Origin of the sequence: Alistipes muris (genome assembly GCF_943193205.1) — a bacterium.
In the GTDB taxonomy this organism is placed as follows: Bacteria; Bacteroidota; Bacteroidia; order Bacteroidales; family Rikenellaceae; genus Alistipes; species Alistipes muris.
This window is the reverse complement of the sequence record NZ_CALPDD010000004.1, coordinates 51,853-77,019: the sequence shown is the minus strand read 5'-3', so window position 1 is coordinate 77,019 and position 25,167 is coordinate 51,853. Positions and strand designations below refer to the sequence as shown.

Sequence of the window (25,167 nt, the reverse complement as noted above, 5' to 3'; positions counted from 1 at the left end):
CGACGGACCGGAGGGCGGTTCGTCGTGGGTTCGTCGGGGCCTGCGGCCGTGTCAGAGCAGTTCCACCACCTTTTCCAGCCCGATTCCGTGCGAGCCTTTCAGCAGCACCAGCGCGTCGGCGACGGGGTGCGAGCGCAGGGCTTCGGCCAGCTCGGTCCGCGAGGGATAGAGGGTGGCGCGTCCGGTCTCCGCCATTGCGGACGCCGCATAGGCTTCGGCAAAGCGGGGGCCGACCAGATAGAGTTCGGCCGCGGGGTCCTGCATCGCCTGCCGCAGTACCGCGGCATGTTCTTCGGCCGACCACTCGCCCAGTTCGAGCATGTCGCCCAATATCAGGATGCGGCGCGTGCGCGGACCGGGCGCTTCGGCCAGGAAGTCGCCGACGGCAGCCCGCATGCTCGACGGATTGGCGTTGTAGCAGTCGACCACCAGTGTGTTGCGCGCGGTTTCGAGCCGCTGCGAGCGGTTGTTGTCGGGGGTGTAGCTCGCAATGGCGTGGCGCATCCGCTCCTCGTCGATGTCGAAGTAGCGGCCTATGGCCACGGCCGCCGCTATGTTGTAGCGGTTGTAGTCGCCCGCCAGCCGGCTCTCGATGCCGTCGGCCAGCCGTTCCGAGTAGGGTTCGCAGGCCAGTCCGCTGCGTTCGGCGACCATCTCCGTCAGCACCGGGTCTTCTTCGCGCACGAAGACGCGCCCGCCGTGAGCCGCCAGAAAGTCGTAGAGTTCGCCTTTGCCGCGCCGGATGCCCTCGGGGCCGCCGAAGCCCTCCAGGTGCGAGCGGCCTATGTTGGTCAGTATGCCGTAGTTGGGTTCGGCGATGGCGGCCAGCCGCGCGATTTCGCCGCAGGCGCTGGCACCCATTTCGACCACGCCGAACTGCACTTCGCGCGTCATGGAGAGCAGCGTGAGCGGTACGCCGATGTGGTTGTTCAGATTGCCCTGTGTGGCGCAGACCTCGAATCCCTCGGCCAGCACGCGGCTCACCAGTTCCTTGGTCGTGGTCTTGCCGTTGCTGCCCGCCACGGCAAGAATCGGGATGCCCAGGGCCCGCCGGTGTTCGCGCGCGAGTTCCTGCAAGGCTTCGAGTACGTTGTCGACCAGCACGATGCGTTCGTCGGCCGCGGCCGCGGGGTCGTCCACCACCGCATAGGCCGCTCCCTTGGCCAGCGCTTCGGCGGCGAATTTGTTGCCGTCGAACGTGGCGCCCCGCAGGGCGAAGAAGAGCGAGCCGGGTTCGATTCGCCGGGTGTCGGTCGCAATCCGGGGGTGGCGGCAGAAAAGGTCGTAGAGTGCCAAGGCTCAGATGTGTTTTTCGCCGTTCTTGTACTTCACTTCGTCGATGAACTTCTTGATGTTCTGTTCCTCGGCGCGGGGGCAGATCATCAGCACGTCGTCGGTGTCGACCACGATGTATTCCTTGAGTCCGCTGATGACGGCGATTTTGTCCTTGGGCAGCGAGATGATCGACGAGCGCGTGTCGTAGAGGTAGCAGCCTTCGTCGGGCGCGGCATTGGCGTAGCGGTCCTTGCGCGAATGTTGGTAGACCGAGCCCCAGGTTCCCACGTCGCTCCAGCCGAATTCGCCGCAGCGGACATAGACATTGTCGGCCTTTTCCATGATGCCGTAGTCTATCGAGATGGCGCGGCACTCCGAGAACACCATCTCCACGATGTTCCGTTCGGCATCGGTGCCGAGCGCGCGCATCAGTCCGCTGAACAGCGCGTGGTGTTCGGGCAGGTATTTCTCGAACGCTGCAACGATGTTCTTCACTTTCCAGACGAAGATGCCCGAGTTCCAGAAGAATTCGCCGCATTGCAGGAACGTCTGCGCCAATTCGAGGTCGGGTTTCTCGGTGAAGCACTTCACTTTGCTCACGGGCTGCGCGTCCGACACCTGGATGTAGCCGTAGCCCGTGTCGGGTCGCGTGGGTTTGATGCCCACGGTCATCAGCGCGTCGTGCCTGTCTGCGAATTCGAGACATTCGCCGATGATGGCCCGGAAGTCGTCTTCGTTGAGTATCAGGTGGTCCGACGGGGTGACGATCATCTCGGCGTCGGGGTTCTGCCCCAGCAGCGTGTAGGCCGCATAGGCGATGCACGGGGCCGTGTTGCGGCCTACGGGTTCGCACAGCACCTGCCGTTCGGTGAGTTCGGGCAGGTGTTGCAGCACCAGGTCCTTGTATTTGCGGTTGGTCACCACCAGGAAGTTTTCCGGCGGGACGATTTTCTCGAAACGTTCGTAGGTGTGGCGGATGAACGACTTCCCGGTCCCCAGGATGTCGAGGAACTGTTTGGGCATCGACTGCCGGCTCTTGGGCCAGAAGCGCGAGCCGATGCCGCCCGCCATGATGACGCAGTATCTGTTGCTTGCCATAATGCTTGCTGTTATGTCGGATTGTAACTACAAAGATAAAAATATTTTCGTAACTTTGCCGCCTACGTGGAATTAAATTTCACCTTTCCCATGCGGATAAAACTCTTTACCATACCCAATCTGCTGACCCTCTCCAACCTCCTCTGCGGGGCGTTGGGCGCCGTGGCGGCTCTCTCGCGGGGCAATCTGACGGCGGCTTTCGGGTTCATGGCCGCCGCGGCCGTCTTCGATTTCTTCGACGGGTTCGCGGCGCGTCTTCTGCGGCAGGAGGGGCCGATAGGCGGCGAGCTCGATTCGTTGGCCGACGACATTTCGTTCGGGTTCCTGCCCGCGGCGGTTCTCTATGTGCTTTACGGGCGGTCGGCCGGCGGTCTGTTGCCCGAGTGGGCCGGATTTTTGGTCTTCGTGTTTGCGGCGTGCGCGGCTTTGCGGCTCGCCAAGTTCAACATCGACGATTCGCAGCATACCGAGTTCTGCGGGCTTCCGTCGCCTGCCGCGGCGCTTTTCTGCGCTTCGCTGGGGCTGTTGGCCGAGCGTTACGGGCTGGCGGTTTCGCGCGAGGCGGTGGTACTCGCTGCTTGGTCCGTCGGGGCGTTGATGGTCTCGCCCGTGCGGATGTTCGCCCTCAAGTTCGCCCATTACGGGTGGAAAGGGAATGAAATACGTTATTCGTTTTTGGCGGTGAGCGCCGTGTTGCTCGCCGTGTTGCAGTTGCGGGCCATTCCGGTCGTCGTGGCGCTTTACGTGTTCGTGTCGCTGGTCCGGTGGGCCGCCTGCCGCACGCATTCGGAAAGCTGAACCCTTGTGGCCCACGAAATAGGACCGTGCGGAACACGAATGGTGTGAAACGGAAAAAGCAGGCTGAAAATTAAATCGTTATCTTTGCGGCGGATTTCCGCCTCCGGTGTATGTCGAGGTTGTCGAGAAAATTGGTTCGTACTCTGCTGGCGGGGTTGCTGACGGCGGTTCCCGCGAGCGCGCTGGCTCAGCTGGACGCCCGGGCTATCCTGCGGGCGCAGCAGCGCGGCGAGCAGACCAACCTCTACGGCAACAACCCCTACGAGACCCAGGACGAGGAGGGCGCCGAACAGCCGCAGGACACCACCAAGAAGAAAAAGCGTATCCGCAAGCCGCTCGAATCCTATTTTTTCAGCGATTCGGTCCGGGCGCTCAACAACTTCAAGTGGCACATCGACCCCGATTACAACCGCGTGGAAATCGGACCGCTGGACACCACCCTCATGGATTTCCGGATCGACTATCCGTTCTACCGCGAGGGGGTGGGCGACATGGCGCAGGGCGCCCTCGGGCAGACCTCGATGCCGCTCGACTACTTCCGGCGGCCGCAGTTCTTTGACTTCAGTTTTGCCTCTCCCTACTACGCCTATATCTACGACATGCGCAGCGTGCCGTTCTACAATACCAAGCGGCCGCTCATCCGCATGGGTTACATCGAGTCGGGCCAGAAGCGTTACCGCGAGGAGAATTTCAACATCATGCTCGCGCAGAACGTTTCGCCGTCCACGGGTTTCAACGTCGATTACAAGGCGCGCGGTACGCGGGGGTTGTACGCTTGGTCGCGGACCAAGAACCACAACCTCTCCGTCGCTTTCAGCCACACGGGCAAGCGTTATTCGGTCCACGCGGCCTACTACAACAACCACATCGAGCAGCAGGAAAACGGCGGTGTGGTCGGTATCTGGGCCATCGCCGATACTACGTTCCAGCATCCTTCGGGCGTGCCCATGAAGTTGGCCGACGCCGAGGCGAGGAACATCTACCGCAACAACGCCTTTTTCCTCACGCAGTCTTACGGCATCCCGTTGCAGCGGATGACCGAAAGCGATTTTTCGATGGCGGGGCTCTCGGCGGTCTACATCGGCCATTCGTTCCAGTACAGTTCGTGGAGCAAGGTCTACACCGACCGCCGGGCCGACTACGTCAACGACCGCGACCACCGCGACGAGGAGGGTAATTTCGTCTCGGCCACGGGCAGTTACTACGACGATTGGTTCATCAACCCGGCGCAGTCGCGCGATTCGCTCTACGAGCGGGTCATTTCCAACCGCGTTTTCGTGCAGGCCCAGCCGTGGGACCGCAACGGGGTGGTCGGCACGATAGATGCGGGCGTGGGTCTGGACCTGCACGCCTATTCGCAGTTCGCGATGGACGACTACCTGACCGGAAAATACCGCAGGGTGAAGAAGACCAGCTACTTCGCCTACGGGTCGGTCGGAGGCAAAATAAAGAAGTATGTCGACTGGGATGCCAACCTCAGGTTCTACCCGTCGGGATACAGAGGCGGCGATCTCGAAATAGGCGCTCACCTGGCGCTCACGGGATTCATCCGCCGACACCCCCTGATTCTCGAAGGGCGGTTTTCGATGAACCGCCGCACGCCCTCTTACTGGCAGGAGAATCTCTTCTCGAACCACTACCGGTGGTCCGCTCCTTTGGACAAGGAGAATGAAACTCGTTTCGAGGTCCGGTTCGCCGTCCCCGATTTCGCCTTCGAGGCGGGATTGCAGCAGGGCGTTGTCGGCAGCAAGGTCTACTACGGCGCCGACAGCCGTATCGCCCAGCACGACGGTACCGTCAGCCTCACGAGCGTGTACGCCCGCAAGGATTTCCGTTTCGGCGGATTTCACTTAGACAACAGGGTATTGTTGCAGTGGAGTACCAATCAGGAAGTTGTACCCGTGCCGCTGTTGGGCGCCTACCTGTCGTATTATTACGAGTTCTGGGTGGTGCGCGACGTGCTGCGGCTGCAGATCGGGCTGGACGGCCGTTACCACACCAGGTATCGGGCCCCGAGTTACAATCCGGCCTTGTCTGCCTTCTACAACCAGCGCGAGGTCGAGGTGGGAAATTACCCTTACATCGACGCTTTCGCGATGGCCAAGTGGAAAAGGATGCGCATTTTCTTGAAGTATCAGCATGTCAACAGGGGTTTGTTCGGCAACGGCGAGTATTTCTCCGTCGCCGATTATCCGCTCAATCCCGGCATGTTCAAGATAGGCATCTCGTGGGGTTTCTATGATTAGCGTATTGTTCTGCACAGCATAAGCTGCCCGCAAACCGTTTTTGTATGTTCAGAAAGAGCGTTCTGATTTTTTCGTGTCTGATGGTGCTGACTTCGTTCTGCGGGTTCCATACCCGCTGGACCGTTCCGGCTTTGGCTTCCGATACCATCGGGCCCGATTATTCGCTGCTCATGGAGGGCGATTACGTCATTTCGCCTTACGACGAGCTGATTCGTCATATCAGCGAGGAGGAGGGCCACGACTGGCGGCTCATTTCGGCCATGGCCTACCACGAGTCGCGTTTCCGTTCGCACCTCGTCTCGCCGCGCGGCGCGCGCGGGCTCATGCAGGTCATGCCTTCCGTGGCCCGGCAGTTCGGCGTGCCCGTCGAGTTGATCGCCGACCCTCAAATCAACGTCCGGCTCGCCAACCAGCTCTTGTCGAGTATCGTCGACGCGCTCCAGATGGCGGAGAATACTCCGGCCAGGGACCGCATGAGTATCATGTTGGCGTGTTATAACAGCGGGCTCGGTCATGTCCGCGATGCGCGGCGTCTGGCCCGCCGCGACGGCCGCAACCCCGATTCGTGGGACACGGTCCTCGATTATCTGAGTTTGAAGGCCCTGCCCGAATATTACGAGTCCGAGCTCGTCCGCTGCGGGCGTTTCACAGGCTGCGGTATGACGCAGGCTTATGTCGACGACGTGTTGGAGTATTACCACGAATATTGCAAGAGGGCCGGGCGTTAGCCGCGGTCATCCCCAAGTCATAGCGAACCCCGCAGGCCTTGAACGGCCTGCGGGGTTCGTTTTGCGGTTCGGGGAGGGTTTGCGCCCGTTAGGGGGAAAGCAGCACGCAGATGCTGGACGCAGCGCACGGGGAGGCCGTTGCTCCGGTTGCCGTTGTTGAGCGGATTCACGTTGCCCGTGTGGAACCAGAAGTCGCCTGCGTTGTGATTGCCCGCAACGTAGGACGATGAACACCAGGAACCGCCTTCCGTGCCGACGACGTTCAAGGCTCCCGTCGAGTAGAGGCGGTAGCCCGTAGCAGGTGTTGAGTAGCAATCGCTGGAATGGATGACAGAAAAAAAGAGTTTCCCGCCAAACTGGATTGAATAACTGGCGGTTGTTCGTTCCCGGCCGGACCGGAAACGCGTTGTGCCGCCAGCGGATTGCTGAATCTGCGGACCTCGCTGGCAGAAGCCGTGACCTCTGCCACTCCGGGCCGGCTGCTTTCGGGGTTATCGGTTTTCGCCGAGGTCGGCTTCGTCGTAGATCAGTTCGAGGTCGTCGAGCCACATGCCGCTTTGGGTCGACCCCGTGAAGTAGTCGCCCCAGCGCGAGGCCGAGCCCACGATTATCATATGCGTCGGCGGGGTCGTCTTGTCGCGCCAGTCTATCGGGATGGTGAACTGCGTCCATTCGCCGATGCTCTCGGTCAGAATCCGTTCGCCGTAGCCGACGACGGCTTTGGCGTTCTTGTCGAAAAGCAGCTGGTCGCTCGGTTTGGTGCGTATCTGTACGGGCGATTCTGCGGTGCCGCCGTATTCCGCCGGGGTCCATGTGCCGAGCGCTATGTAGATCGACCCTTCGTCCATGTCGTCGGTGGTCAGCGTCATGCCCGCAGGGCTGCTGCCTATCTTGTCGATTTGGCCTTGCCGGTACTTCACCCAGCCGCGCAGAGCAATGGGGTGGGTGGCGAACGGACGGCCGAAGTTGAGAATGCCGTCGGTGCCGTCGGTCTTGAAGTATTTGCCCGTGAAGATGTTGCCGGCCGCAAATTTGCCCAAGGTGCCCATGCCCACGAATTGGGAGTGCAGATAGGCCGAGGTCGTGCCGGCCGAACCGGGCCGGGGTTCGTTGGCATTGGTCGTCACGTTGACGCCCATGGTCGCCGAGCCGTGGTTTCCGGTGTCCCAGAATGCCTGGTCCTCCGACAGATAGGGGCACAGCGCTTTCTTCGGCGTGCTCCATTCTTCAAATCCGGCGTTGGGCAGCGCCAGTGCCGGTTCGGTGGTGAACTTTTGCACTTCCGAAAGATCGTCGTTCGAGTATGCCACCGCTTCGTAGGCGGTTTCGGGCAGCAGTCCCTTGATTTGGGTCGAGAACGAGCCGCCATCGAAGACGATCTGTTCCTGCGGCACTTCGATCCACTCTGCCGCCCCCTCGGGCCGATAGCGGAAGCCCAGTTTCGTGCCGCTCAGACCGTCGGCATAGAGCCAGGCCGAGTGGGTCCACGGGGCTGCTTTCGTGAACGATACCTTGATTTCGGTGTATTCCACCACAAGCATCCAGCGTTCCTCACGGCCGTGGCAGGTCGCATAGACTTCGCGGAAGCCTTCGGCGAAATCGGTCAGCAGGTGGAGGTTCGTGTCGTTGAGGTCGTCCGTGAATACGCACGACATGTGGGTGATGCCGCGCGGCCCCAGTTTCAGCGAGGTGACTTCGACGTGCGACAGGTCCTCGAATCCTACGTAGGCTTTGGCCCGCAGGTTGGCCGGGTCCCATTCCGTGCTGCCGACCTGTCCGGCCACGGTGAACGAGCGCTCGATGGTCTGCTGCGCTTCGATGGTCCACGGATATTCCTGATATATCGCAAGTGTCGTATAGATCGGGGTCCGCATGTCGTGCACTCCGACGATTTCTTTCGTGACCGTGGCGTTTTCGGTTATTTTGCACGATGTGATTTCCACAGCCTGGATGTCGGTCGTCTCTTCCAGCGGCAGCACGACGCGCCGCGCCGCCAGGTCGATGGCCGGGGCGCCCGACAGCCCTTCGGCCGCGATTTCCTCGATGGTGCACTCTACCAGCGGATAGGGTATGTCGTTTTCGATACACCCTGCCAGCACCAGCGCCAATATGCAGAAACCAAGTCGTTTCATAGTTTTTTGCAAGTTCGACTATTGGAGTCTTAACGTAAATGCGGGCGAACTTATTTCGATTCTTAATTTTGAATTGTTGGTCTACGTCCTCCGGTTGCCTTTTTTCTTGTTCCACAGGTGGACCGTCATGCCGATTTTGATGTCGGCGATGTTAAGCCGGAAGTCCATCTTCGAGTAGCGGCGCGTGCCTACTTCGTTGCCTTGTTCGTCGAGTTGGCGGATATGCGTGTATTTGAAGCCGCCCAGTCCGAACGAGAGGGTCGCGCAGACGTTCGGGAACGCGTAGACCGCTATGCCCGGGCTGAAGCCCACCTTGAGGGTGGCATTTTCCGATTTGGTTTGTTTGCCGTGGTCGCCCGATTGGTAGGCGAAGAGGTTGTCGCCCATGGTGAACGCCAGCTCGAATTCGCCGAAGGCTCCGAAGCGTCCTTTTTCGTCGAGCGGTACGTAGGAGCGGTGGAACAGCCCTATCGAGTAGCGGTTGCTCGTCAGATTGAGCCACGGCACGTCGAACGAGAGCCCGTTCTGTTCGCCCAGATTGATGCCGAACGAATCCAGCTTGCCCGAGATGCGGGTGTAGCCGAAGCGCACGCCCACGCAGTTGTTGTCGCGGTAGAAGTAGCCCGCAAAGGGGTTGACCGTCGTGATGTTGCCGCGCAGACCGATGTTCTCGAAGATGGGGAACATGTCGGCGTCTTCGGTCGAGAGCGTGCCGTAGGAGATGGTCAGTCCGCAGAGTGTTTCGCCCTTGAAGACGAAGCGGTTCTTGTTGATTTCGCGGTCGATGCGGCGGCTCGTCGGCAGGAAGCGGTGTTTCAGCCGCATGCCGCCCGGCCGGGAGTTCTCCGCGGCGGCGGTTTCTTCGGCCGCAGGGGTTCCGGCTTTCGGTGTCTCGGCCTTAGCGGTCTTCTCCTGCACGGCCGGTTTCTCGGCGGCGGTGAGAGCCGGAGTTGCCAGCAGCAGCCCTGCGAGCCATAGGATATGTAGCGTTCGGTTTTTCATCGTGCGCGCGGGTCAGAGGTGGAACGAAACGCCCAGTCCGATGGAGAGGGGGTTGATGCGGAAGTTCATGTTGCTCGTGCGGATGTCGGCCGTGCTGACCTGGTTCTGCACCTGGTGGGAGTGGGTGTAGCTGATACCCATCACACCGATGTTGAGTTCGATGGCCATCGTGTTGGTCGCAAAGGCGATCAGCCCCGGCGAGACGCCCAAGGCGATGGATGTGCCCGTCTCGTAGGTGCCCCGGATGGGGGTGTCGGCGGCGAATTTGGTCTGGTGGCCTCCTAATCGCAGCGTCATTTCGTTGAACAGCGCGAAGCGTTTGTTGCGTCCCAGCGGGATGTACTGGCGCCAGAAGACGGCGGCCGAATAGGTGTGCTTGAGCGAGTAGTAGTAGTCGGCCCGGATGTGGGTGCCCGATTCTTCGTCGCCGAAGTTCAGTTCGCCCCCGTCGATGCGCAGCAGCGTGCGCGAGTAAATCAGCCGCAGGCCCACAGCCATGTTGTCGCGCAGGGCATAGCCGATCATCGGCGTGATTTTGAACGTGTAGCCGTCGCTGTCGATTCCCTCGACGATGAGGAACGTGTAGTTGCTGTTCGTGTGGGTCGAGTAGGAGGCCGAGCCGCCGAAGATCCATTGTCCGGCCGGGACGAACACGTGTTTCACGTCGACCAGACCGCGTTTCGCGCGTATTTCGTTGATGGTCGGCCGGGCCGTCGTGTCGGCTCCGGCGGGCGCTTCGGCCCGCGCTTCGGTCCGCAGGGCCGCGCCCAGCACGGCGGCGGCAGTCAGTACTTTGCGTAGGAAAGTCATTCGTTCGGGTCCCCGGGTTTAGTAGAGCAGTTCTACGTCGTCGAGGTACATGACGCTCCCCGTCGAGCCGGCGAAATAGTCGCCGTACTTGCTGGCCGAGGCGGTCAGCATCAGATAGGTCGGCACTTCGCCTTCGTATTCTTCGTTGTAGTGCAGGTCGACCGTCATCGCTGTCCATTCGGCTACGGATTCCCGGTTGGTCCACTCTCCCCATGCGATGATATGGCCGTCGGTGCGGTCGTTCTTGCTGTTCTTGCCGTTCAGCGCCGTGCAGTAGGCCATGGTCTTGCTGTTGGCCGCGAAGTTGAGGAACGTGTCCGAGTAGCGGGTGTCGACCACATGCGGGCCGTCCATCTTGCACAGGCAGATGTAGACCTGCGCCACGTCGGCATCTCCGTTGCTTACGCTTCCGCCCGCGTTGTCCACCGTGCCTACGGTTCCTTTGTACCAGAACCGGAGCGCTTTGGGCCGATAGGTGAACGGGAACGGCTTGCCGAATCCGATTACGCCGTTGGGGATGTTGGTGCCTAAGTATTTGCCGACGAAGATGTTGCCTGCCGCAAATTTGCCGATGCCCATGACCGAAGCCTTCTGCGATGCGAGTTTGGCCGACGTCGTGCCTGCGGAGCCCGGCCGCGACGTGTTTTCGTAGGTCGTTATGTTGATATTGGCGTTTGCCGAGCCGTGGTTGCCCGTGTCCCACCATTGGTCGGCGTCGGAGGTGTAGGGCAGCAGCGGGGTGTCGCCCGACCACACCTCGAATCCCGCGTTGAAGACTTGCGGCGCCTGGGGATAGGTTGCGGTCTGGGCGGCTCCGATTGTCGTGCCGTCGACCGAGAGCCGGTATTCGTATGCGGAGCCGAATTCCGCAGGGCTCGCCGCCGCATAGATTTGGTTTCCGTCCGGCGTCAGCGCAATGCTTTGCCAGTCGGTGTCGCCTTGCCGGCGGTATTCCATCTTCACCTCCGATGCTTCCTGCAGGACACAGCCGCGCCATATCCGGTCGTTGAACCACGGGTTGGCCGAGGTCGGCAGGGCGCCCTGCGTGCGGACGGTCGTTTCTTTCGTCCCCCCGCCGCCGTCCTTATCGGTGGCCGTGAGGGTCAGAACGTGGTCGCCGCCGCTCAGACGGTTCATGAACCGTTCGCCCAGCAGCAGTCGCAGGGCGGTCGGGTTCTCGACTTCGAGGGTTATCCCGTTCGTGTCTTCCGGATAGTCGGCCGTGGCCGGAATCGCGAAAGTCTCTTCGCCGATGCCGACCTGTATTTCTTGCATGTCGGCGATGGAGCTGATGCGGTAGGCGATTTTCCCCGTCAGGTAGGGTTGTACTTCGTCGATGTCGAAGCCGTCGCCCACAATCTGCGGATTGGGCCGGAAGATGATCGGGTCGTAGATTTCGTCGACCGTTTCGTCCAGCAGCAGCGTGAATTCGAGTGCGCCGCCGAGGTCCGGCGAGTACTTGAGCCGCAGTTCGTAGCAGACGCCCTCTTCGGCGGTCGCGGTTTTCGAGCCCGTTTTGGTCAGTTCCAGCGGTTCGCCGTTTTTCTCGCCCCTGCCCTCGAACTGCCAGCAGAACGCCGGCGCATCTGCCGGCAGGATGAAGTAGCCTTTCTTCGTCTCTTCGTAGACCAGGTGCGGCACTTCGCCTTTGTCCACGCGTTTTTGGTCGTAGGTGTCGCCCGCCGCTACGGTCGTGCGGAACGATTCCTTGAAAGTCGCCGCAATCGTTCGGTCATAAATGACTTTGACGATGGTGTTGACCAGCCGGCAGTTGACCGTCACCGAGGTGGTCGCCCCCTCGACTATCTTGAAGTCCTGCTCGCCCCGGTAGGTCGGTTCGTCGAACGTCGCTTCGGCCTTGCTGCCCGCTTCCACCGCAATGGCGTATTCCCCGGCCAGCAGCCACAGCGAGGCCGGCATTTCCGTCGGCGCGTTGTAGCGGCGAATCAGTTCCCGGCTGCGCTGGCCCGTTTCGTCGGTTACATATTTATAGACACGTATGGCACAGCGGTTCCACGGATATTGGCTTTCGTCGGCCGTGGTCGCACGGCTTTTGGGCATCGCCAGGCTGAACGCAACCGCCCCTTCGCCCGGTTTGCCCGGCAGTTCCGCCGGGTTTTCGGTGCAGGCTCCGCCCAGCAGCAGGGCCCCCAGCAGGATGACCGTATGTAGGAATTGGCGTCCCATCGTTCGTCAGTTTTGCTCCGGTACGTGAAGCATGATCGTCGCTTCGGTCGTCTGTCCGGCATTGTCGGTGGCTACCAGTCTGAAATCCGTGTCGCCCGGGAACAGGCTCAGCATGTCAATAAGCTGGGCCGATATGGAGAACGTCAGAGAGGTCTGGTTCTTCACCGCGTCGCCCGTCGGGAACCCGAATCCGTTGAGCGCCGAGGCGATCTCTCCCGGGTCGGTCAGCTCGAACTGTGACGGCATCATGCCTTCGAGCCCGGTTTCGAGGGCTCCATGGATTTCCACCCACAGCGAGCGCACACCCTGGGGAACGCTTACAAGCAGGTTGACCTCCATGCCGTTGAACGTTTCGTAGCGGGTTCCGAGGTCGTGCTCGGGCCATACGATGCGCGGTTGGTCGCCCGTCCCGTGCTTCACGGCGATTTTCAGCTCGAACGTGCTTTTCAGCCCCGCTTCGTCGGTAATGGTCATCGTGAAGACGTGGCTGCCTTCGTAGTCGTAGAGCACCTTCATCAGATCCGACAGCGGGAACGTGCGTTGCGTCACATTCAGATTGATGGCCGGGAATCCCCACGAGCGCAGGGCCGTGCGGGCCACGCCCTCCACGGTGAACATGTCTTTCGCTTCGGTCAGTTCCGCGGCGTTGAGCAGGTTCTGGAACGCGGCGTTGTCGGTCGTCGCACCCACCAGCAGCGACGCCATCGGCGTCTTGGTCGTGATGGTGAAGTCGCACGGTTCGTTGAAGTAGCCGTTTTCGTCGAATTTCGACGCGTCGAGCGTGTAGACCTCGTCGAACGAGTGGCCGGGCCATTCGAGTTTCGGGGCGTCGGGGCTGTTTTCGTCCGGGATGCGTTCTTCGCAGAGGGCCGTCACCGCAATCTTCTCGCAGTCGACCACGATTTCGTCGTTCTCCAGCCACGTCTCGATTTCGGCGCTGATGATAATCGTGCCGTCTTCGGCGTTCTGAAGTCCTACCGTAATGTTGCGGTATTGTCCGGCCTTGGCGTCGCGGGCCACGATCAGCGGCTGGCGTTCGATTTTCTTTTCGTTGAACGTCGTCGTCAGATAGAGTACCAGCGGGTTGCTCTGGTCGGCCGTGGGTTTCAGATAGCCCACCAGCGTGGGTTCCTTGCCCTCGAACAGCAGCATGTTCTTTTCGCCCAGCACCACTTCGGCATGGGTGTCGGTGCTCATCGTCGCAATGAGCGTATCCTTGTAAGCCACCGTCACCTTGACCGACAGCAGGCGGCAGGTCATGTCTTGCAGCGAGGTCGTGCCTCCCTTGGTGATGGTCACCGTCTGCGTGGCTCCGTAGGTCGGGGTTTCGCCTGCATCGGGCGTCGGGGCCGAGTAGACCGACAGCGTGTAGACACCCACGGGCAGTTCGATCTGTTCCGGGCGGTTGCCGTAAAGGAAGTGCGTGTCCGTCGTGCCGTTCTTGTCGGTCACCGTTATCGGCTGGCCGTTCGCATCGAGGATTTCGACCGTGTAGGTTTCAACGTCGGTGTTGCCCGCCGCCCGGGTCGCGGCATAGGATTCGGGGTGGTGGTCGATGTCTTCGGTGCGGTCCACTACGTTCATTTCCAGCGCCTCGAACGTCAGATAGCCTACGTTGCGGTTGTCGGGTTTCTCCGGGCCGCCCTCGAAGCGCGAGGTCTCCTTGATGCAGGAGACCGCCAGCAGCAGTCCGGAGAGCAGTACGGTCAGATATTGGGGGAAACGTCTTTTCATGGCTTCGTTTCTTCGTTGTCGTTTAGTTTGCCGGGTCGGGTTTGGCGTCATCGTTGAGTTCTTCGTCGACGGTTTCGGTGCGGATCGGGTTGTCGTTCAGTATGAAGGTCTCTTCGCCCGTGTCGCCCGTGTCGCCCGCTCCCGCCACGTCGAACGTGTAGGTGTAGAGCGTGCCGGCTTTCGGCGCGGCGTTCACCGTCTCCGCAAAGCGGATAGTCTGCGCGGGTTGGGTCGCCGAGGGTTTTTGCTTGGTCGCTTCGCCCGTTATGGAGAATTCGGCCGGGCGGACGAAGTACCATTTTTCCGCTTTCGCCGGGGGGGCGCCGGGGGCATAGCCCGCCTCGAATTCGTTGCCCGCTTCGGTCGTCAGCTTGAATTTCGCTCCGTTGCCGAAGTAGCCCCGGAAGCGTTCCGTGAAGCGGATGCGCACAGCCGTGTTGGCCAGCCGGGCCGTTATGCGGATTTTCGTCGTTCCGCGGCCTACCGAGACCAGCGTCGTCTGCGAGCCCTCGAAGTAGGGCTGGTCGATTCCCTCGGGCGACTGCCCGGCTCCTACGTATTCCGTTCCGGAGAAAAGCGTAATCTTGTAGTGCGTCGCCCACAGGAAGTCGTTTTCGCTGTCGTAGTCATCCAGCGAGGGCCACACTTGCGTGAATTCGTATTCCGGGTCGGCGCTTTCCACCAGCAGGCCCAGTTCGTTCGCCGTGGGAATCAGTTTCGCAGGCAGTTCGGCCTGCGCTCGGGTCGCAGCTGCCACAGCGTTCGTGCATTCGGCCGTCAGGGCCAGCGTGCCGTAGCCTTCCGTCGGGTTCGGTTCGTCTTTCCCGCACCCCCACAGCAGGGCCGCAAGCAGTATGGTTGTAAGGCGTTTCATCTTAGTGGGCGATCGTTACACGGATGTTGTCCATGTAGAAATAGGCGTTTTTCCGTATTCCTGATGCAGAGTACTCTCCGCACCATGTCAAACGGGTTTCCGGTGGGCAATTCGGAATCGTATGGTTCTTGTGCGTAGGCATGTTCGTCGGCGAGCCCGAAGCGTCCGGTTTGAACGTTTCGACGGTGTTGTCCGGCAGCGTCCTGTTGTCATGGCCGTATCCGCCCCCTATCGGGCCGCTCTGGGTCGTCGTGCCGAACGTGCATTGCGAATTGCTCGTCGCTCCGATGTCGTAGGAGACGGAAAGCGTTACGGTCTTGCCGCTTCGTAGGGGCATCGACGGCGTATCGACGCGGCCGTATTTGTTGTCCTGCCATCCGACCAAGTTGCTGTTGCCCTGATAGCTGCGGAATTCCAGTGATTGCTGGTCGGTTTTCCAGCGGCTGCCGGTCCAGCCCGGCAGTCCCGCTTCGGCCATTTCGTAGGCGTTCGCACCGTTTTCGTCCGCATGGGCGTCGTTGCCCGTGGCGTCCGAGAAATCCTCGAAGAACAGATAGGGGGCCATGACCGTACAGCCCTCGGCCGTGGCGTTCGTCACTTCGCATTTCCGGCCGTAGACGCCTGCGGTGTTTTCCGAGCCGACGCCTATGGCCACCTGCATTCCGGCGCCCAGGGCATTTGCCTGGTCGCTGAATATGCGGGTTGAGAAGGTCCCGTCGCCGTTCGGCGTGATGGTCCGGGTCGTGGCGCTCAGTTCGAGGGTCGGGAATTCATAGCCCGCGGGCATCGTCAGCGAGTCGATCTCGGTCACCGGTTCGCCCAGATGCGCCGGGTCTACCGTGATGCGGAAATCCTGTTGCGGCCGCGGTTGGTCGATGGTCAGTCTCACCGGCGTCATGCGGCCCGCGGCGCAGTCGCGGAAGTTCCACGCCGACAGCGGCCAAGAGTATTCCATGCCGTCGGTCGCCGTGAAGCGCACTTGTCCGCCCGTCAGGTCGGCCGGGGCGATGAAGACCCAGAACGTGTCGCCCTCGTCGACGGGCGTCGCGAAGTCGAGCGTCACGGCTCGGGCCGTCGCCGCCGTCTCGGGGGCCGCTTCGGGGTGCGCGAGGTCCCACGTCATGCGGCCCGCGACGGGCTGCGGGAATTCGATGCGGAGTTTCTCGATGGGCCGTCCCAGCAGGTTGCGCCCCTCGGGGATGGTTATCTTCAGCGCGTGGACCTTGTGGTGGAACCGCAGGGTTATTTCGTTGAGTATCTCCTCTTTGAGTTCGGCACCCTGCGTCGCCGCAAGCATGATGTCCAAGTCGCCGTTCCACGTGCCGTCCTGCACGGTCGGAATCGTGTAGCTCACTTTCGTTCCTTCGGCCGCTTCGGGTGTGGGGTAGGAGGCATAGTAGTCGTAGGTCCCGGCGTTCATGCCGTCGATTTCGCCCGTGAAAAGTCCCTGTTCGGGGTCTTCGCGCGGGTACCACAGCGTGAACGGGACGTTGGCGAACGCGGCCGTCCCGCCGGCATAGGCCCACAGGGCGATCCGGTCGCCGCGTATCCAGCGGGCCGTCAGTCCGTCTTCGCACAGCGCCGTGCGGGTGGAGGGGGCGTTGATCGAAACTTCGATCCGGCGTCCGGTATCGGGCGTCAGCCAGTCGGCGCCGTCGTGGCACGAAACGGCCGCCGCCGCGAGGGCCGCGAGCGTCGGCAGGATGGCTAACTGTTTGATAATCCTCATATATTCCTCTTTGAAGACACGGCAAAAATACGTAACAAATCCTCCGAAAAGAAATATTTTCAACGAAATCCGTGATTTTCATCATGAAATCCCGGTTTTCGGGGCAAACACCAAGAAGAAAGCGGCAGGTTTCCCCGCCGCTTCCCGCTGTCTTATTCTTGTTTCACATACTTGTCCAGCCAGCCGAAGAATTCGCGGTTCCACACCAGCGAGTTCTGCGGTTTGAACACCTGGTGCGCTTCGTCCTCGAATTCCACCAGCCGCGCCGGAATGCCGCGTACGCGCGCCGCCGTGAATGCTTCCAGCGATTGGGTGTAGGGGATGCGGTAGTCCTTTTCGCCCGTGACGATAAGTATCGGCGTGTCCCACTTGGCCGCCGATTTGTGGGGCGAATTGGCGTAGGAGCGTTGCGCCGTCGCGTTTTTCGGGTCCCAGTAGGGGCCTCCGTAGTCGTTGTTCACGAACCATAGTTCCTCCGTCTCGCCGTACATCGAGTCGAAGTCGTAGATGCCGCAGTGGGCGATGAACGCCTTGAACCTCTTTTCGTGGCAGCCCGCCAGGTAGTAGACCGAGTAGCCGCCGTACGACGCGCCCACACAGCCCATTCGGTCCGCATCGGCCCACGGTTCGCGCGCCACGTCGTCGATGGCCGACAGGTAGTCGCGGATGTTTTGGCCCGAGTAGTCGCCCGAAATCTGGTCGAGCCACTCCTGCCCGAACGAGGGCAGGCCGCGGCGGTTGGGCGCCACCACCACGTAGCCTTGGGCCGCCATCAGCTGGAAGTTCCAGCGGTAGCTCCAGAACTGCGACACCACGCTCTGCGGGCCGCCCTGGCAGTAGAGCAGCACCGGGTATTTCTTCGTCGCGTCGAAGTCGGGCGGCAGAATCACCCACGTCAGCATTTGTTTGCCGTCGGTGGTGCGGACCCAGCGTTTTTGCACTTCGCCCATCTTCACCGCGTCGTAGACCGGGCGGTTGATTTCCGATATGCGTTTCATCGCGCCGTCGGCCGGGTTTATTTCGTAGAATTCGGTCGCCATCGAAATCGTGCACACTTCCGCCACGATGCGGCCGCCTGCCATCGTGAAGGCGTTGATGTCGTGGTCGCCGCGCGTCAGCACTTCGGCCTCGCCGTCGGTCAGCGCTGTCCGGCAGAGTTGGTGCGTGGCTTCGATGGGAGCTATGAAGTAGAGTTCGCCGTTGCCGTCCCACACTACGTTCATCGCGTTGTAGTCGAAATCTTCCGTCAGGTCTTCCGTCGCGCCCGTCGTGCAGTCATAGACCAGCAGGCGTTCCTTGTCCGATTCGTTGCCCGCACGGCGCATCGAGCGGAACGCTATCTTCTCTCCGTCGGGCGACCAGACCGGATATTTGTCGTAGCCCGGCATTTCGTCCGGCAGGTCGCGCACCTCGCCTGCTTCGCCCGCGCATTCGCCTTTGGGGGCCGTCCGCGGTTTGCAGATGTTTTTGGTCGCGCCTGTCGCCACGTCGTACACGAATATGTCCGAATCCGTCGAGACGGCGTATGCGGTGCCCGTCAGCGGTTTGCATGTGTAGGCCAGTTTGGTGCCCTGGGGGTTCCACGCTATCTCGGCCATGTCGAAATAGGGGGCCAGCGGAGCGTCCCACGCCGCTTCGGCGCCGATGATGTCCTTGCCGCCCGTCACCAGGCCGTCGCCCAGTTCGGCTACGAAGATGTGGCGGTAGTCGCCCTCATCCCAGTAGTCCCAGTGGCGGACCATCAGATCGTCGTAGATGCGGGCTTTCGATTCGGGCAGGTCGTTGTGGACGTCCGACGATTTGCGTGCCGCCACATGGACGGTCTGCACCCACCAGATGTGTTTTTCGTCGGGCGCCACGCCGAATCCCTCCACGTCGGGGATTCCCTCGCCGTCGCCTGCGCCCGTAATCTGCCGCGCGTGCGTCCCGTCGGCCGCCATCCGCCATACCTGCATCGAGCCGCTGCGATCCGAGAGGAACCATACCGACTGCCCGTCGGCCGACCATTGCGGCGCCGCGCTGTTCGATGTGCCGTCGGTCAGCTGCCGGCATTTCCCCGTGGCGATTTCTTCCGTCCACACGGTCGTCACGCCGCGGTTTTCGGCCATGTTGTAGTCCGTCAGCGTGTAGAGCAGCCGCGTGCCGTCGGGCGAAAGCGACGACGAGCCTGCGCGGCGCATCTTCCACATCACTTCGGGCGTGAGCCGTCCGGCGGCGATTTCGTCGGCCGTCAGGGCGTTGTCGATTTTCAGCGGTGCGGGCCGCCTGTCGCACCCGCTCAGTCCCGCAGCTGCCATAGCCATAAGGAGGATGATTTTTTTCATTTCGGTTGAGGTTTTCCAATATCTGTTTCGGGCCGTTCCCGTCATCTTTGATTCCCGTTATTTCGTATAAAGTCCCTTGCCGTTCCTGGCGAGCTCCCTCCCTTGCCATTCCGAACGAGCCCCTTTTCTGTCATTCTGAGCGCAGCGAAGAATCTTCCCTGCCCCATTGTGTAGTTATACATCATTCTTCGCCATCTCCGGATGCCGGGTTGCAGATGACAGTTTCGTTGCGTATCTTTGCGTCCGTTATGGACCTTACCGTTTTCTTCGCCGACAAGTCGGTGGTTTTCGCCCGGGAGCTTCCCCGCGAGGGGGCGTTTTGCTTCCGGCCCGCCGATTGCGGCGAAATTACCCGTGACAAGATAGTGAATTTTCTCCGAACGCACAATTCCGTGGCGGTTCTGACACCCGACCCCGAAGCCGCTTTCGCGCGTTTCGCCCAAGATTTCGTCGGGGTCGAAGCTGCGGGCGGCGTCGTTGAGAATCCGCAGGGCGAGCGGTTGATGATTCGTCGCAACGGCCGTTGGGACTTGCCCAAGGGGCATGTCGAGCCGGGCGAATCGGCCGAAGTTTGCGCCGCGCGCGAGATTCTGGAGGAGACGGGCGTCCGGGCCGAGGTCGTGGCGCCGCTCTGCGCAACGTGGCACGCCTATTGGTTCCCTAAGACGGAGCGGTGGGAGCTCAAGCGGACCCATTGGTTTCTGCTCCGCACTTCCGCCGCCGCATCTTTGGTTCCGCAGACCGAGGAGGGAATCGAGCAGGTCGCCTGGTGTTCGCCCGCCGCGTTCGCCGCCCGTCTGCAAGATGCCTTCCCTACTATCCGCCGCGTCGCGGAAGCGCTGGCCGCAATGAAGAATTAAGAATGAAAAATTAAAAATCGAAACTTCGGTCCGCCCGGAAGCCGGGGTTTGGCGAATGGTATCCCGTCGCCTCTTTTCGCCGAACAGGATTTTTAATTCTTAATTTTTCATTTTTAATTTAGAACTGCCCGTTCATCGCCTTGGCGATTCCCTCGGCTATCTGGTCGACGGCTCCTTGGAGTTTGCTGCCTATCATCATCTTCATCATCATGTTCAGTTCGGCGTGCAGGACAATCCGCAGGCGCGTGTCTGCGGCCGATACTTCGTGCAGCTGAATCCAGAATGCAAAGTCGACCGGTACGCCCCCTTCGTCGCCCACGATTTTCACGTGCTTGGCTTCCACGCGTTCTTCCATCCGGAGTTTTACGGTGAAGCCTTTCGCCTTGAACGAGCAGCGTTCCTCGTCGGCCTGCCACTCTTCCACCCGGTCCGCCAGCGCCGGCGTCAGGTTGTCGAAGCGGCTGATGGCCGCATAGATTTGTTCCGCAGGGCGCAGAATCTGTTGTTGTTTGGAGATGTATTCTTGCATAATTCGGAGTAGTTCGCAGCCGCAGTCCCGTGTTTGTCGCAGAACGGCGATTTTTAATTTTTCATTCTCGATTTTTAATTTGAAACGTCATTCGATTTCAAAGGTCCGGGCCGTGGGGCTGTCGACCGTTATGCGTACTTCGACGGTGTCGTCGGGCAGCAGGGGTTCGATTTTTTCGGGCCATTCCACCAAGCAGATGTCGCCCGAGTAGAAGTATTCTTCGTAGCCGAAGTCGTAGGCTTCGCGGACATCTTCGATGCGGTAGAAGTCGAAATGGCAGATGCGGCGGCCGTCCCGGCCTTCGTATTGGTTCACTATGGCGAACGTCGGGCTCGTCACCGTGTCCGCGGCGCCCAGCTGCGCCGCTATTTCGCGGATGAGGGTCGTCTTGCCCGCGCCCATTTCGCCGCGCAGCGCCACCACCGTGCGGGGGCCCAGCAGTCCGACGATCGCTTCGGCCACTTCGGGCAGTTCTTCCTGCGAGGCGATACGAATGGTCTTCATCGTTTGGGTTTAAGTATTAAATAAGGTACCAGCATCTCTTCCATCGAGATTCCGCCGTGTTGGAACGTGTTGCGGTAGTAGCGGATGTGGCGGTTGGCGTCGTTGTTGTAAATCAGGAAGTCGGTGTTGTAGGCGAATATGTAGCTCGACGTCAGGTTGCCCGAGGGCAGCTGGATGTCTTCCGGGCGGTGTACTTCGTAGACTTCGCGCGAGTTGTACGAAAGGTTGCGGCCCGTCTTGTAGCGCAGGTTCGCCGAGGTTTCGCGGTCGCCCGTCACCTTCACCGGGTTGTCCACACGGATGGTTCCGTGGTCCGAGGTGATGATGACCGTGTGGCCTTTCTCCGAGAGCAGCCGCAGGATGGTGTAGAGGTCCGAGTGCTCGAACCACGAGCGGGTCAGCGAGCGGAACGCCGCTTCGTCTTCGGTCAGTTCGCGGATGATGTCCGTCTCGGTCCGCGCATGCGAAAGGATGTCCAGGAAGTTGTAGACGATTACCGAGAAGTCGGCGTCGTAGACTTTTTGGATGTTGTCCACCAGGCGCCGTCCTTGTTCGGGCCGCACCAGTTTGTCGAACGAGAATTTCCATTGCTTGCCGTTCTGGGCCATCAGCCGGCGCAGGAATTCTTCTTCGTATTGGTTCTTGCCGCCCTCCTCGTTGTCGTTGAGCCATTTGTCCGGCATCAGACGGTCGATGGCCAGCGGCATCAGACCTGCAAAAATGGCGTTGCGGGCATATTGCGTCGCCGTCGGCAGAATCGCGCAGTAGAAGTCTTCCGTCGCCACGTCGTAGTAGCCCCTCAGCAGCGACGAGATGGCCCGCCATTGGTCGTAGCGGAAGTTGTCGATGAGCAGCAGGGTCGTCTTCGCGTTTTCGTCGGCCACCGGGAAAATCTTCGAGCGCATCAGCGTGTGCGACATCACCGGGCTGTCGTCCGTGCGTTTGTTGATCCAGTCGTAGTAGTTGCGGCGCACGAATTTCGAGAACGCCTGGTTGGCTTCGCCCTTTTGGTAGGTCAGCACTTCTTTGATGCTGCGGTCGGTCGAATCTTCCAGTTCGATTTCCCACGACGTGAGCCGTCGGTAGAGCGAGCACCAGTCCGCAAAGGTGTCGGCCATCTGAAGCGATTGGGTGATGCGGCCGAATTCCGAGCGGTAGTCGGCCGTGGTCTGTTCGGTGACGAGCTGCTGCGAGTGGACGTGTTTCTTGATCGAGAGCAGTACCTGGTTGGGGTTCACGGGTTTTATCAGGTAGTCGGCTATCTTCGAGCCCACGGCCTTGTCCATGATGTTCTCTTCTTCGCTCTTGGTCACCATGATGACCGGGGTCGTCGGGCGCACCTCCTTGATTTTCGGAAGCGTCTCCAGCCCCGTCATTCCCGGCATCATTTCGTCCAGGATGATCAGGTCGTAGGCGCCTTCCGCCGCCATGTCGATGGCGTCGTAGCCGTTGTTGCAGGTCTCCACTTCGTAGCCTTTCCCTCGCAGGAACAGCACATGGGGCTTGAGCAGTTCGACTTCATCGTCGACCCAGAGTATCTTTACCATAGCGTCGTTTCGTTTTGCAAAATTAGTGTTTTTTACTCCTAAACGCAAAAAGCGGGGAATTATTGGGCAATTCAGAATTCAGAATTAAGAATTAAGAATTAAGAATGTCTGCCGCTAATCTCCGGTTTGTCATTCTGTCATCCTGAGCTCCTCTATGTCTTTCTGAGCGTCAGCGAACCGACGCTCGCAGCATGCGCAGAGACTGCTTGCAGGCTATGTCATGCAAGGAGGAGGAAAACAAGCGTAGCGCAGTTAAGAATCTGAAACCGTCCGGATTATTCCTTGGCCACTATTCCTCGGCCATGAATTTTTCGTTTTTTTCATTTTTTGTCTTCGTTTTCCGCAGTTTTGCCCGATATTTGTTTATCGGCTTGTGTCAGTGGCAGGTAGGACGCTGCTTCCAAAAAGTCCGTTTTTTTTCGGCGGTTTGTTGGCGGTTATGCAAATAAAGCGTATATTTGCGGTCCGGATTCCCTTTGAAGAACTTAATTTTTAACATCATAAACCATTATGACAAAAGCAGACATCGTGAGCGAAATCGCCAGGAATACCGGTGCCGAAAAGGTGCAGGTGCAGGCTATCGTCGAGGCTTTCATGGAGAGCATCAAGACGTCGTTGACCCATAAGAACAACGTCTATCTTCGCGGCTTCGGCAGTTTCATCGTGAAGAAGCGCGCCAAGAAGGTGGCCCGTAATATCTCCAAGAACACCACCATCACCATTCCCGCGCACAACATTCCCGCTTTCAAGCCGGCCAAGAGTTTCGCTGCCAAGGTTAAATAGCTTCGTCGAATCAAGAACCTCTAAATATTTCAAACTATGCCAAACGGAAAGAAGCATAAGCGTCACAAGATGGCTACCCACAAGCGCAAGAAGCGTCTTCGCAAGAATCGTCACAAGAAGAAGTAGGGTAGCGACGTCTATGAACGGTTAAAGCTAAAGGGGCCCCGGGTCCTTTTAGCTTTACCTGTTTTTTTGATTCACGTTCCGCCGTCTCCGGCGGAGCCCTTTCGCAGGGTGTTTCGCGCCCGTTCGCGTTCAGATTTTGGAGTTCGCCGCCCCTCCATTCCAACAGGCGGTCCCTTACTAATTTCAACCTTCCGCGTCTTCGCGGCGCGTATAAGATAAATGAACAGAGAGTTAATCGTAAACGTCAGCCCGGCCGAGATTTCCATCGCCTTGTGCGAGGACAAGGTCTTGGTCGAGCTTTCCAAAGAGCAGTGCCAGACCGGGTTCGCCGTCGGCGACATCTACCTCGGCAAGGTCCGTAAAATCATGCCGGGGCTCAACGCGGCATTCGTCAACATAGGTCACGAGAAGGACGCCTTCATCCATTACCTCGACCTCGGGAGCCATTTTTCGTCTTTGCAGAAGCTCATTTCGTCGTACGTTCCCGGTAAGCGGGGCTTGCGCATCGAGTCCATGAAGTTGGAGGAGCCCATCGAGAAGGGCGGTAAAATCGGCGATTATTTGCAGGTCGGGCAGCAGATCATGGTGCAGATTGCCAAGGAGGCCATTTCCACCAAGGGGCCCCGGCTCACGGCCGATATTTCGCTCGCCGGGCGCAACGTCGTTCTCGTGCCGTTTTCGTCCAAGGTCTTCCTTTCGCAGAAGATCCGGTCCGCCGAGGCGAAGAAGCGTTTGAAGCGCATCGCCGCCGGGGTCTTGCCCAAGAATTTCGGCGTCATCATCCGCACCGCCGCCATGGAGGCCCGCGACGAGGACATCGAGCAGGACATCCGCAACCAGGTCGAGCGGTGGCGCAAGACCGTTTCGGCCATCCGCAAGCATTCCGCGCCCGCTCAGATCATGAGCGAGATGAACCGGGCCAATACCATCATCCGCGATTCGTTGAATGGTTCGTTTTCGCAGATCGCCGTCGACGACCAGGCCATGTTCAACGAGATTCGCAATTACATCCGGCAAATCGAGCCCGAGAAGGAGAAGATCGTCAAGTTCTACCGCGGCAGCGTGCCCATCTTCGACAATTTCGATATTTCCAAGCAGATCAAGTCGCTCTTCGCCAAGTACGTTTCGCTCAAGCGCGGGGCTTACCTCATCATCGAGCGGACCGAGGCCATGAACGTCATCGACGTCAATTCCGGCAACCGTACCAAGGCCGAGGACAACCAGGAGCAGACCGCCATGGATGTCAACCTCGCCGCCGCCAAGGAGATCGCACGGCAGTTGCGTCTGCGCGACCTCGGGGGTATCGTCATCATCGACTTCATCGACTTGCATAAGGCGCAGAACAGGCAGTTGCTCTTCGAGGAGATGGTCAAGTTCATGGCTAATGATAAGGCCAAGCATACCGTCCTGCCCCTCACCAAGTTCGGTCTGATGCAGATTACGCGTCAGAGGGTGCGGCCCGTCGCCGTCGAGAGCGTCTCCGACGTTTGCCCCACTTGCAGCGGGTCCGGCAAAATCGAGCCTACGGTCATCTTGGACAAGAAAATCGAGAATCAGATTTCGTTCCTCACCGAGGACCGCGGGCATAAGTTCATCCGTTTGGTCGTCAGTCCTTACGTCGCCTTGTTCCTCAAGAAGGGTTTCTGGTCGCTCAGGCGGCAGTGGGAGTGGAAGTACAAGGTCCGTATCGACATCGTCGAGGACCAGTCCGTCGGCATCGTCGAGGTCCATTACCACGACAGGCAGGGCAACGATTTGATTAAGAAATAAATCCATAATTAAAAATGAAAAATTAAAAATCGCGGAGCATTTTCCCGGTTCCCGATTTTTCCGTCGTTCTTGCCCGATATTTCATGCCGGCCGGTCTCGTGGGAGCAGATG

At 59.9% G+C, this 25,167-nt stretch carries 19 protein-coding genes; 6 read left to right on the top strand and 13 right to left on the bottom strand.

What is annotated here, in order from left to right; translation table 11 throughout:
- Window positions 1–51: 51 nt before the first annotated feature.
- Window positions 52–1,296 (bottom strand): UDP-N-acetylmuramoyl-tripeptide--D-alanyl-D-alanine ligase, encoded by a 1,245-nt coding sequence (locus NFR47_RS03525; protein ID WP_251214201.1) that lies wholly within the window; start codon window positions 1,294–1,296, stop codon window positions 52–54.
- A gap of 3 nt (window positions 1,297–1,299) precedes the next feature.
- Window positions 1,300–2,373, bottom strand: a complete 1,074-nt coding sequence (locus tag NFR47_RS03520; protein ID WP_251214200.1) for a mannose-1-phosphate guanylyltransferase — start codon at window positions 2,371–2,373, stop codon at window positions 1,300–1,302.
- Between the two features lie 90 nt (window positions 2,374–2,463).
- On the opposite strand from NFR47_RS03520, the gene NFR47_RS03515 reads away from it, so the two are divergent.
- From NFR47_RS03515 to NFR47_RS03505, 3 genes are all read left to right on the top strand, one after another.
- Window positions 2,464–3,171, top strand: a complete 708-nt coding sequence (locus NFR47_RS03515; protein ID WP_251214199.1) for a CDP-alcohol phosphatidyltransferase family protein — start codon at window positions 2,464–2,466, stop codon at window positions 3,169–3,171.
- A gap of 131 nt (window positions 3,172–3,302) precedes the next feature.
- Entirely contained in the window at window positions 3,303–5,417 is a 2,115-nt protein-coding gene (locus NFR47_RS03510) for a putative porin (RefSeq protein ID WP_338022841.1), read from the top strand.
- A gap of 44 nt (window positions 5,418–5,461) precedes the next feature.
- Window positions 5,462–6,145: a transglycosylase SLT domain-containing protein gene (locus NFR47_RS03505; protein WP_251214197.1), complete on the top strand. Its 684-nt coding sequence runs from the start codon at window positions 5,462–5,464 to the stop codon at window positions 6,143–6,145.
- 491 nt (window positions 6,146–6,636) lie between these two features.
- Here NFR47_RS03505 and NFR47_RS03500 read toward each other — a convergent pair whose 3' ends face one another.
- The 8 genes from NFR47_RS03500 to dpp5 form a co-directional block, all read right to left on the bottom strand.
- The gene (locus tag NFR47_RS03500; RefSeq protein ID WP_251214196.1) at window positions 6,637–8,277 is read right to left on the bottom strand and encodes a PCMD domain-containing protein; all 1,641 of its coding nucleotides are present in this window, start codon (window positions 8,275–8,277) and stop codon (window positions 6,637–6,639) included.
- 81 nt (window positions 8,278–8,358) lie between these two features.
- On the bottom strand, window positions 8,359–9,279 hold the full coding sequence (locus NFR47_RS03495) for a hypothetical protein (protein WP_251214195.1): 921 nt from the start codon (window positions 9,277–9,279) through the stop codon (window positions 8,359–8,361).
- Window positions 9,280–9,291: 12 nt separating this feature from the next.
- Window positions 9,292–10,089, bottom strand: a complete 798-nt coding sequence (locus NFR47_RS03490; protein WP_251214194.1) for a hypothetical protein — start codon at window positions 10,087–10,089, stop codon at window positions 9,292–9,294.
- 18 nt (window positions 10,090–10,107) lie between these two features.
- Window positions 10,108–12,276, bottom strand: coding sequence for a PCMD domain-containing protein (locus NFR47_RS03485; protein ID WP_251214193.1), 2,169 nt, complete (start codon window positions 12,274–12,276; stop codon window positions 10,108–10,110).
- Window positions 12,277–12,282: 6 nt separating this feature from the next.
- Window positions 12,283–14,010 (bottom strand): DUF4493 domain-containing protein, encoded by a 1,728-nt coding sequence (locus NFR47_RS03480; protein WP_251214192.1) that lies wholly within the window; start codon window positions 14,008–14,010, stop codon window positions 12,283–12,285.
- A 22-nt stretch (window positions 14,011–14,032) separates the two neighbouring features.
- Window positions 14,033–14,884 carry a DUF4493 domain-containing protein gene (locus NFR47_RS03475; protein ID WP_251214191.1) on the bottom strand — a complete coding sequence of 284 codons (852 nt, stop codon included), beginning with the start codon at window positions 14,882–14,884 and terminating at the stop codon, window positions 14,033–14,035.
- A 1-nt stretch (window position 14,885) separates the two neighbouring features.
- Entirely contained in the window at window positions 14,886–16,613 is a 1,728-nt protein-coding gene (locus NFR47_RS03470; RefSeq protein ID WP_251214190.1) for a fimbrillin family protein, read from the bottom strand.
- Between the two features lie 152 nt (window positions 16,614–16,765).
- On the bottom strand, window positions 16,766–18,937 hold the full coding sequence (dpp5, locus tag NFR47_RS03465) for a dipeptidyl-peptidase Dpp5 (RefSeq protein ID WP_251214189.1): 2,172 nt from the start codon (window positions 18,935–18,937) through the stop codon (window positions 16,766–16,768).
- Between the two features lie 248 nt (window positions 18,938–19,185).
- On the opposite strand from dpp5, the gene NFR47_RS08515 reads away from it, so the two are divergent.
- Entirely contained in the window at window positions 19,186–19,797 is a 612-nt protein-coding gene (locus NFR47_RS08515; protein WP_275556996.1) for an NUDIX hydrolase, read from the top strand.
- A gap of 118 nt (window positions 19,798–19,915) precedes the next feature.
- On the opposite strand, the gene NFR47_RS03455 is transcribed toward NFR47_RS08515, so the two are convergent.
- The 3 genes from NFR47_RS03455 to porX all read right to left on the bottom strand — a co-directional run bounded on the left by NFR47_RS03455 (window position 19,916) and on the right by porX (window position 22,377).
- Window positions 19,916–20,326, bottom strand: coding sequence for an SRPBCC domain-containing protein (locus tag NFR47_RS03455; RefSeq protein ID WP_251214188.1), 411 nt, complete (start codon window positions 20,324–20,326; stop codon window positions 19,916–19,918).
- Window positions 20,327–20,413: 87 nt separating this feature from the next.
- Window positions 20,414–20,830: a tRNA (adenosine(37)-N6)-threonylcarbamoyltransferase complex ATPase subunit type 1 TsaE gene (tsaE, locus tag NFR47_RS03450; RefSeq protein WP_251214187.1), complete on the bottom strand. Its 417-nt coding sequence runs from the start codon at window positions 20,828–20,830 to the stop codon at window positions 20,414–20,416.
- Window positions 20,827–22,377, bottom strand: coding sequence for a T9SS response regulator signal transducer PorX (gene porX / locus NFR47_RS03445; RefSeq protein ID WP_251214186.1), 1,551 nt, complete (start codon window positions 22,375–22,377; stop codon window positions 20,827–20,829). Before porX ends, tsaE begins: the two co-directional genes overlap by 4 nt.
- A 510-nt stretch (window positions 22,378–22,887) precedes the next feature.
- Here porX and NFR47_RS03440 point away from each other — a divergent pair.
- Together NFR47_RS03440 and NFR47_RS03435 are read left to right on the top strand one after the other, a co-directional pair.
- Window positions 22,888–23,160: an HU family DNA-binding protein gene (locus NFR47_RS03440; protein WP_251214185.1), complete on the top strand. Its 273-nt coding sequence runs from the start codon at window positions 22,888–22,890 to the stop codon at window positions 23,158–23,160.
- 345 nt (window positions 23,161–23,505) lie between these two features.
- Window positions 23,506–25,056 carry an Rne/Rng family ribonuclease gene (locus NFR47_RS03435; RefSeq protein ID WP_251214184.1) on the top strand — a complete coding sequence of 517 codons (1,551 nt, stop codon included), beginning with the start codon at window positions 23,506–23,508 and terminating at the stop codon, window positions 25,054–25,056.
- The last annotated feature ends 111 nt before the right edge of the window (window positions 25,057–25,167 follow it).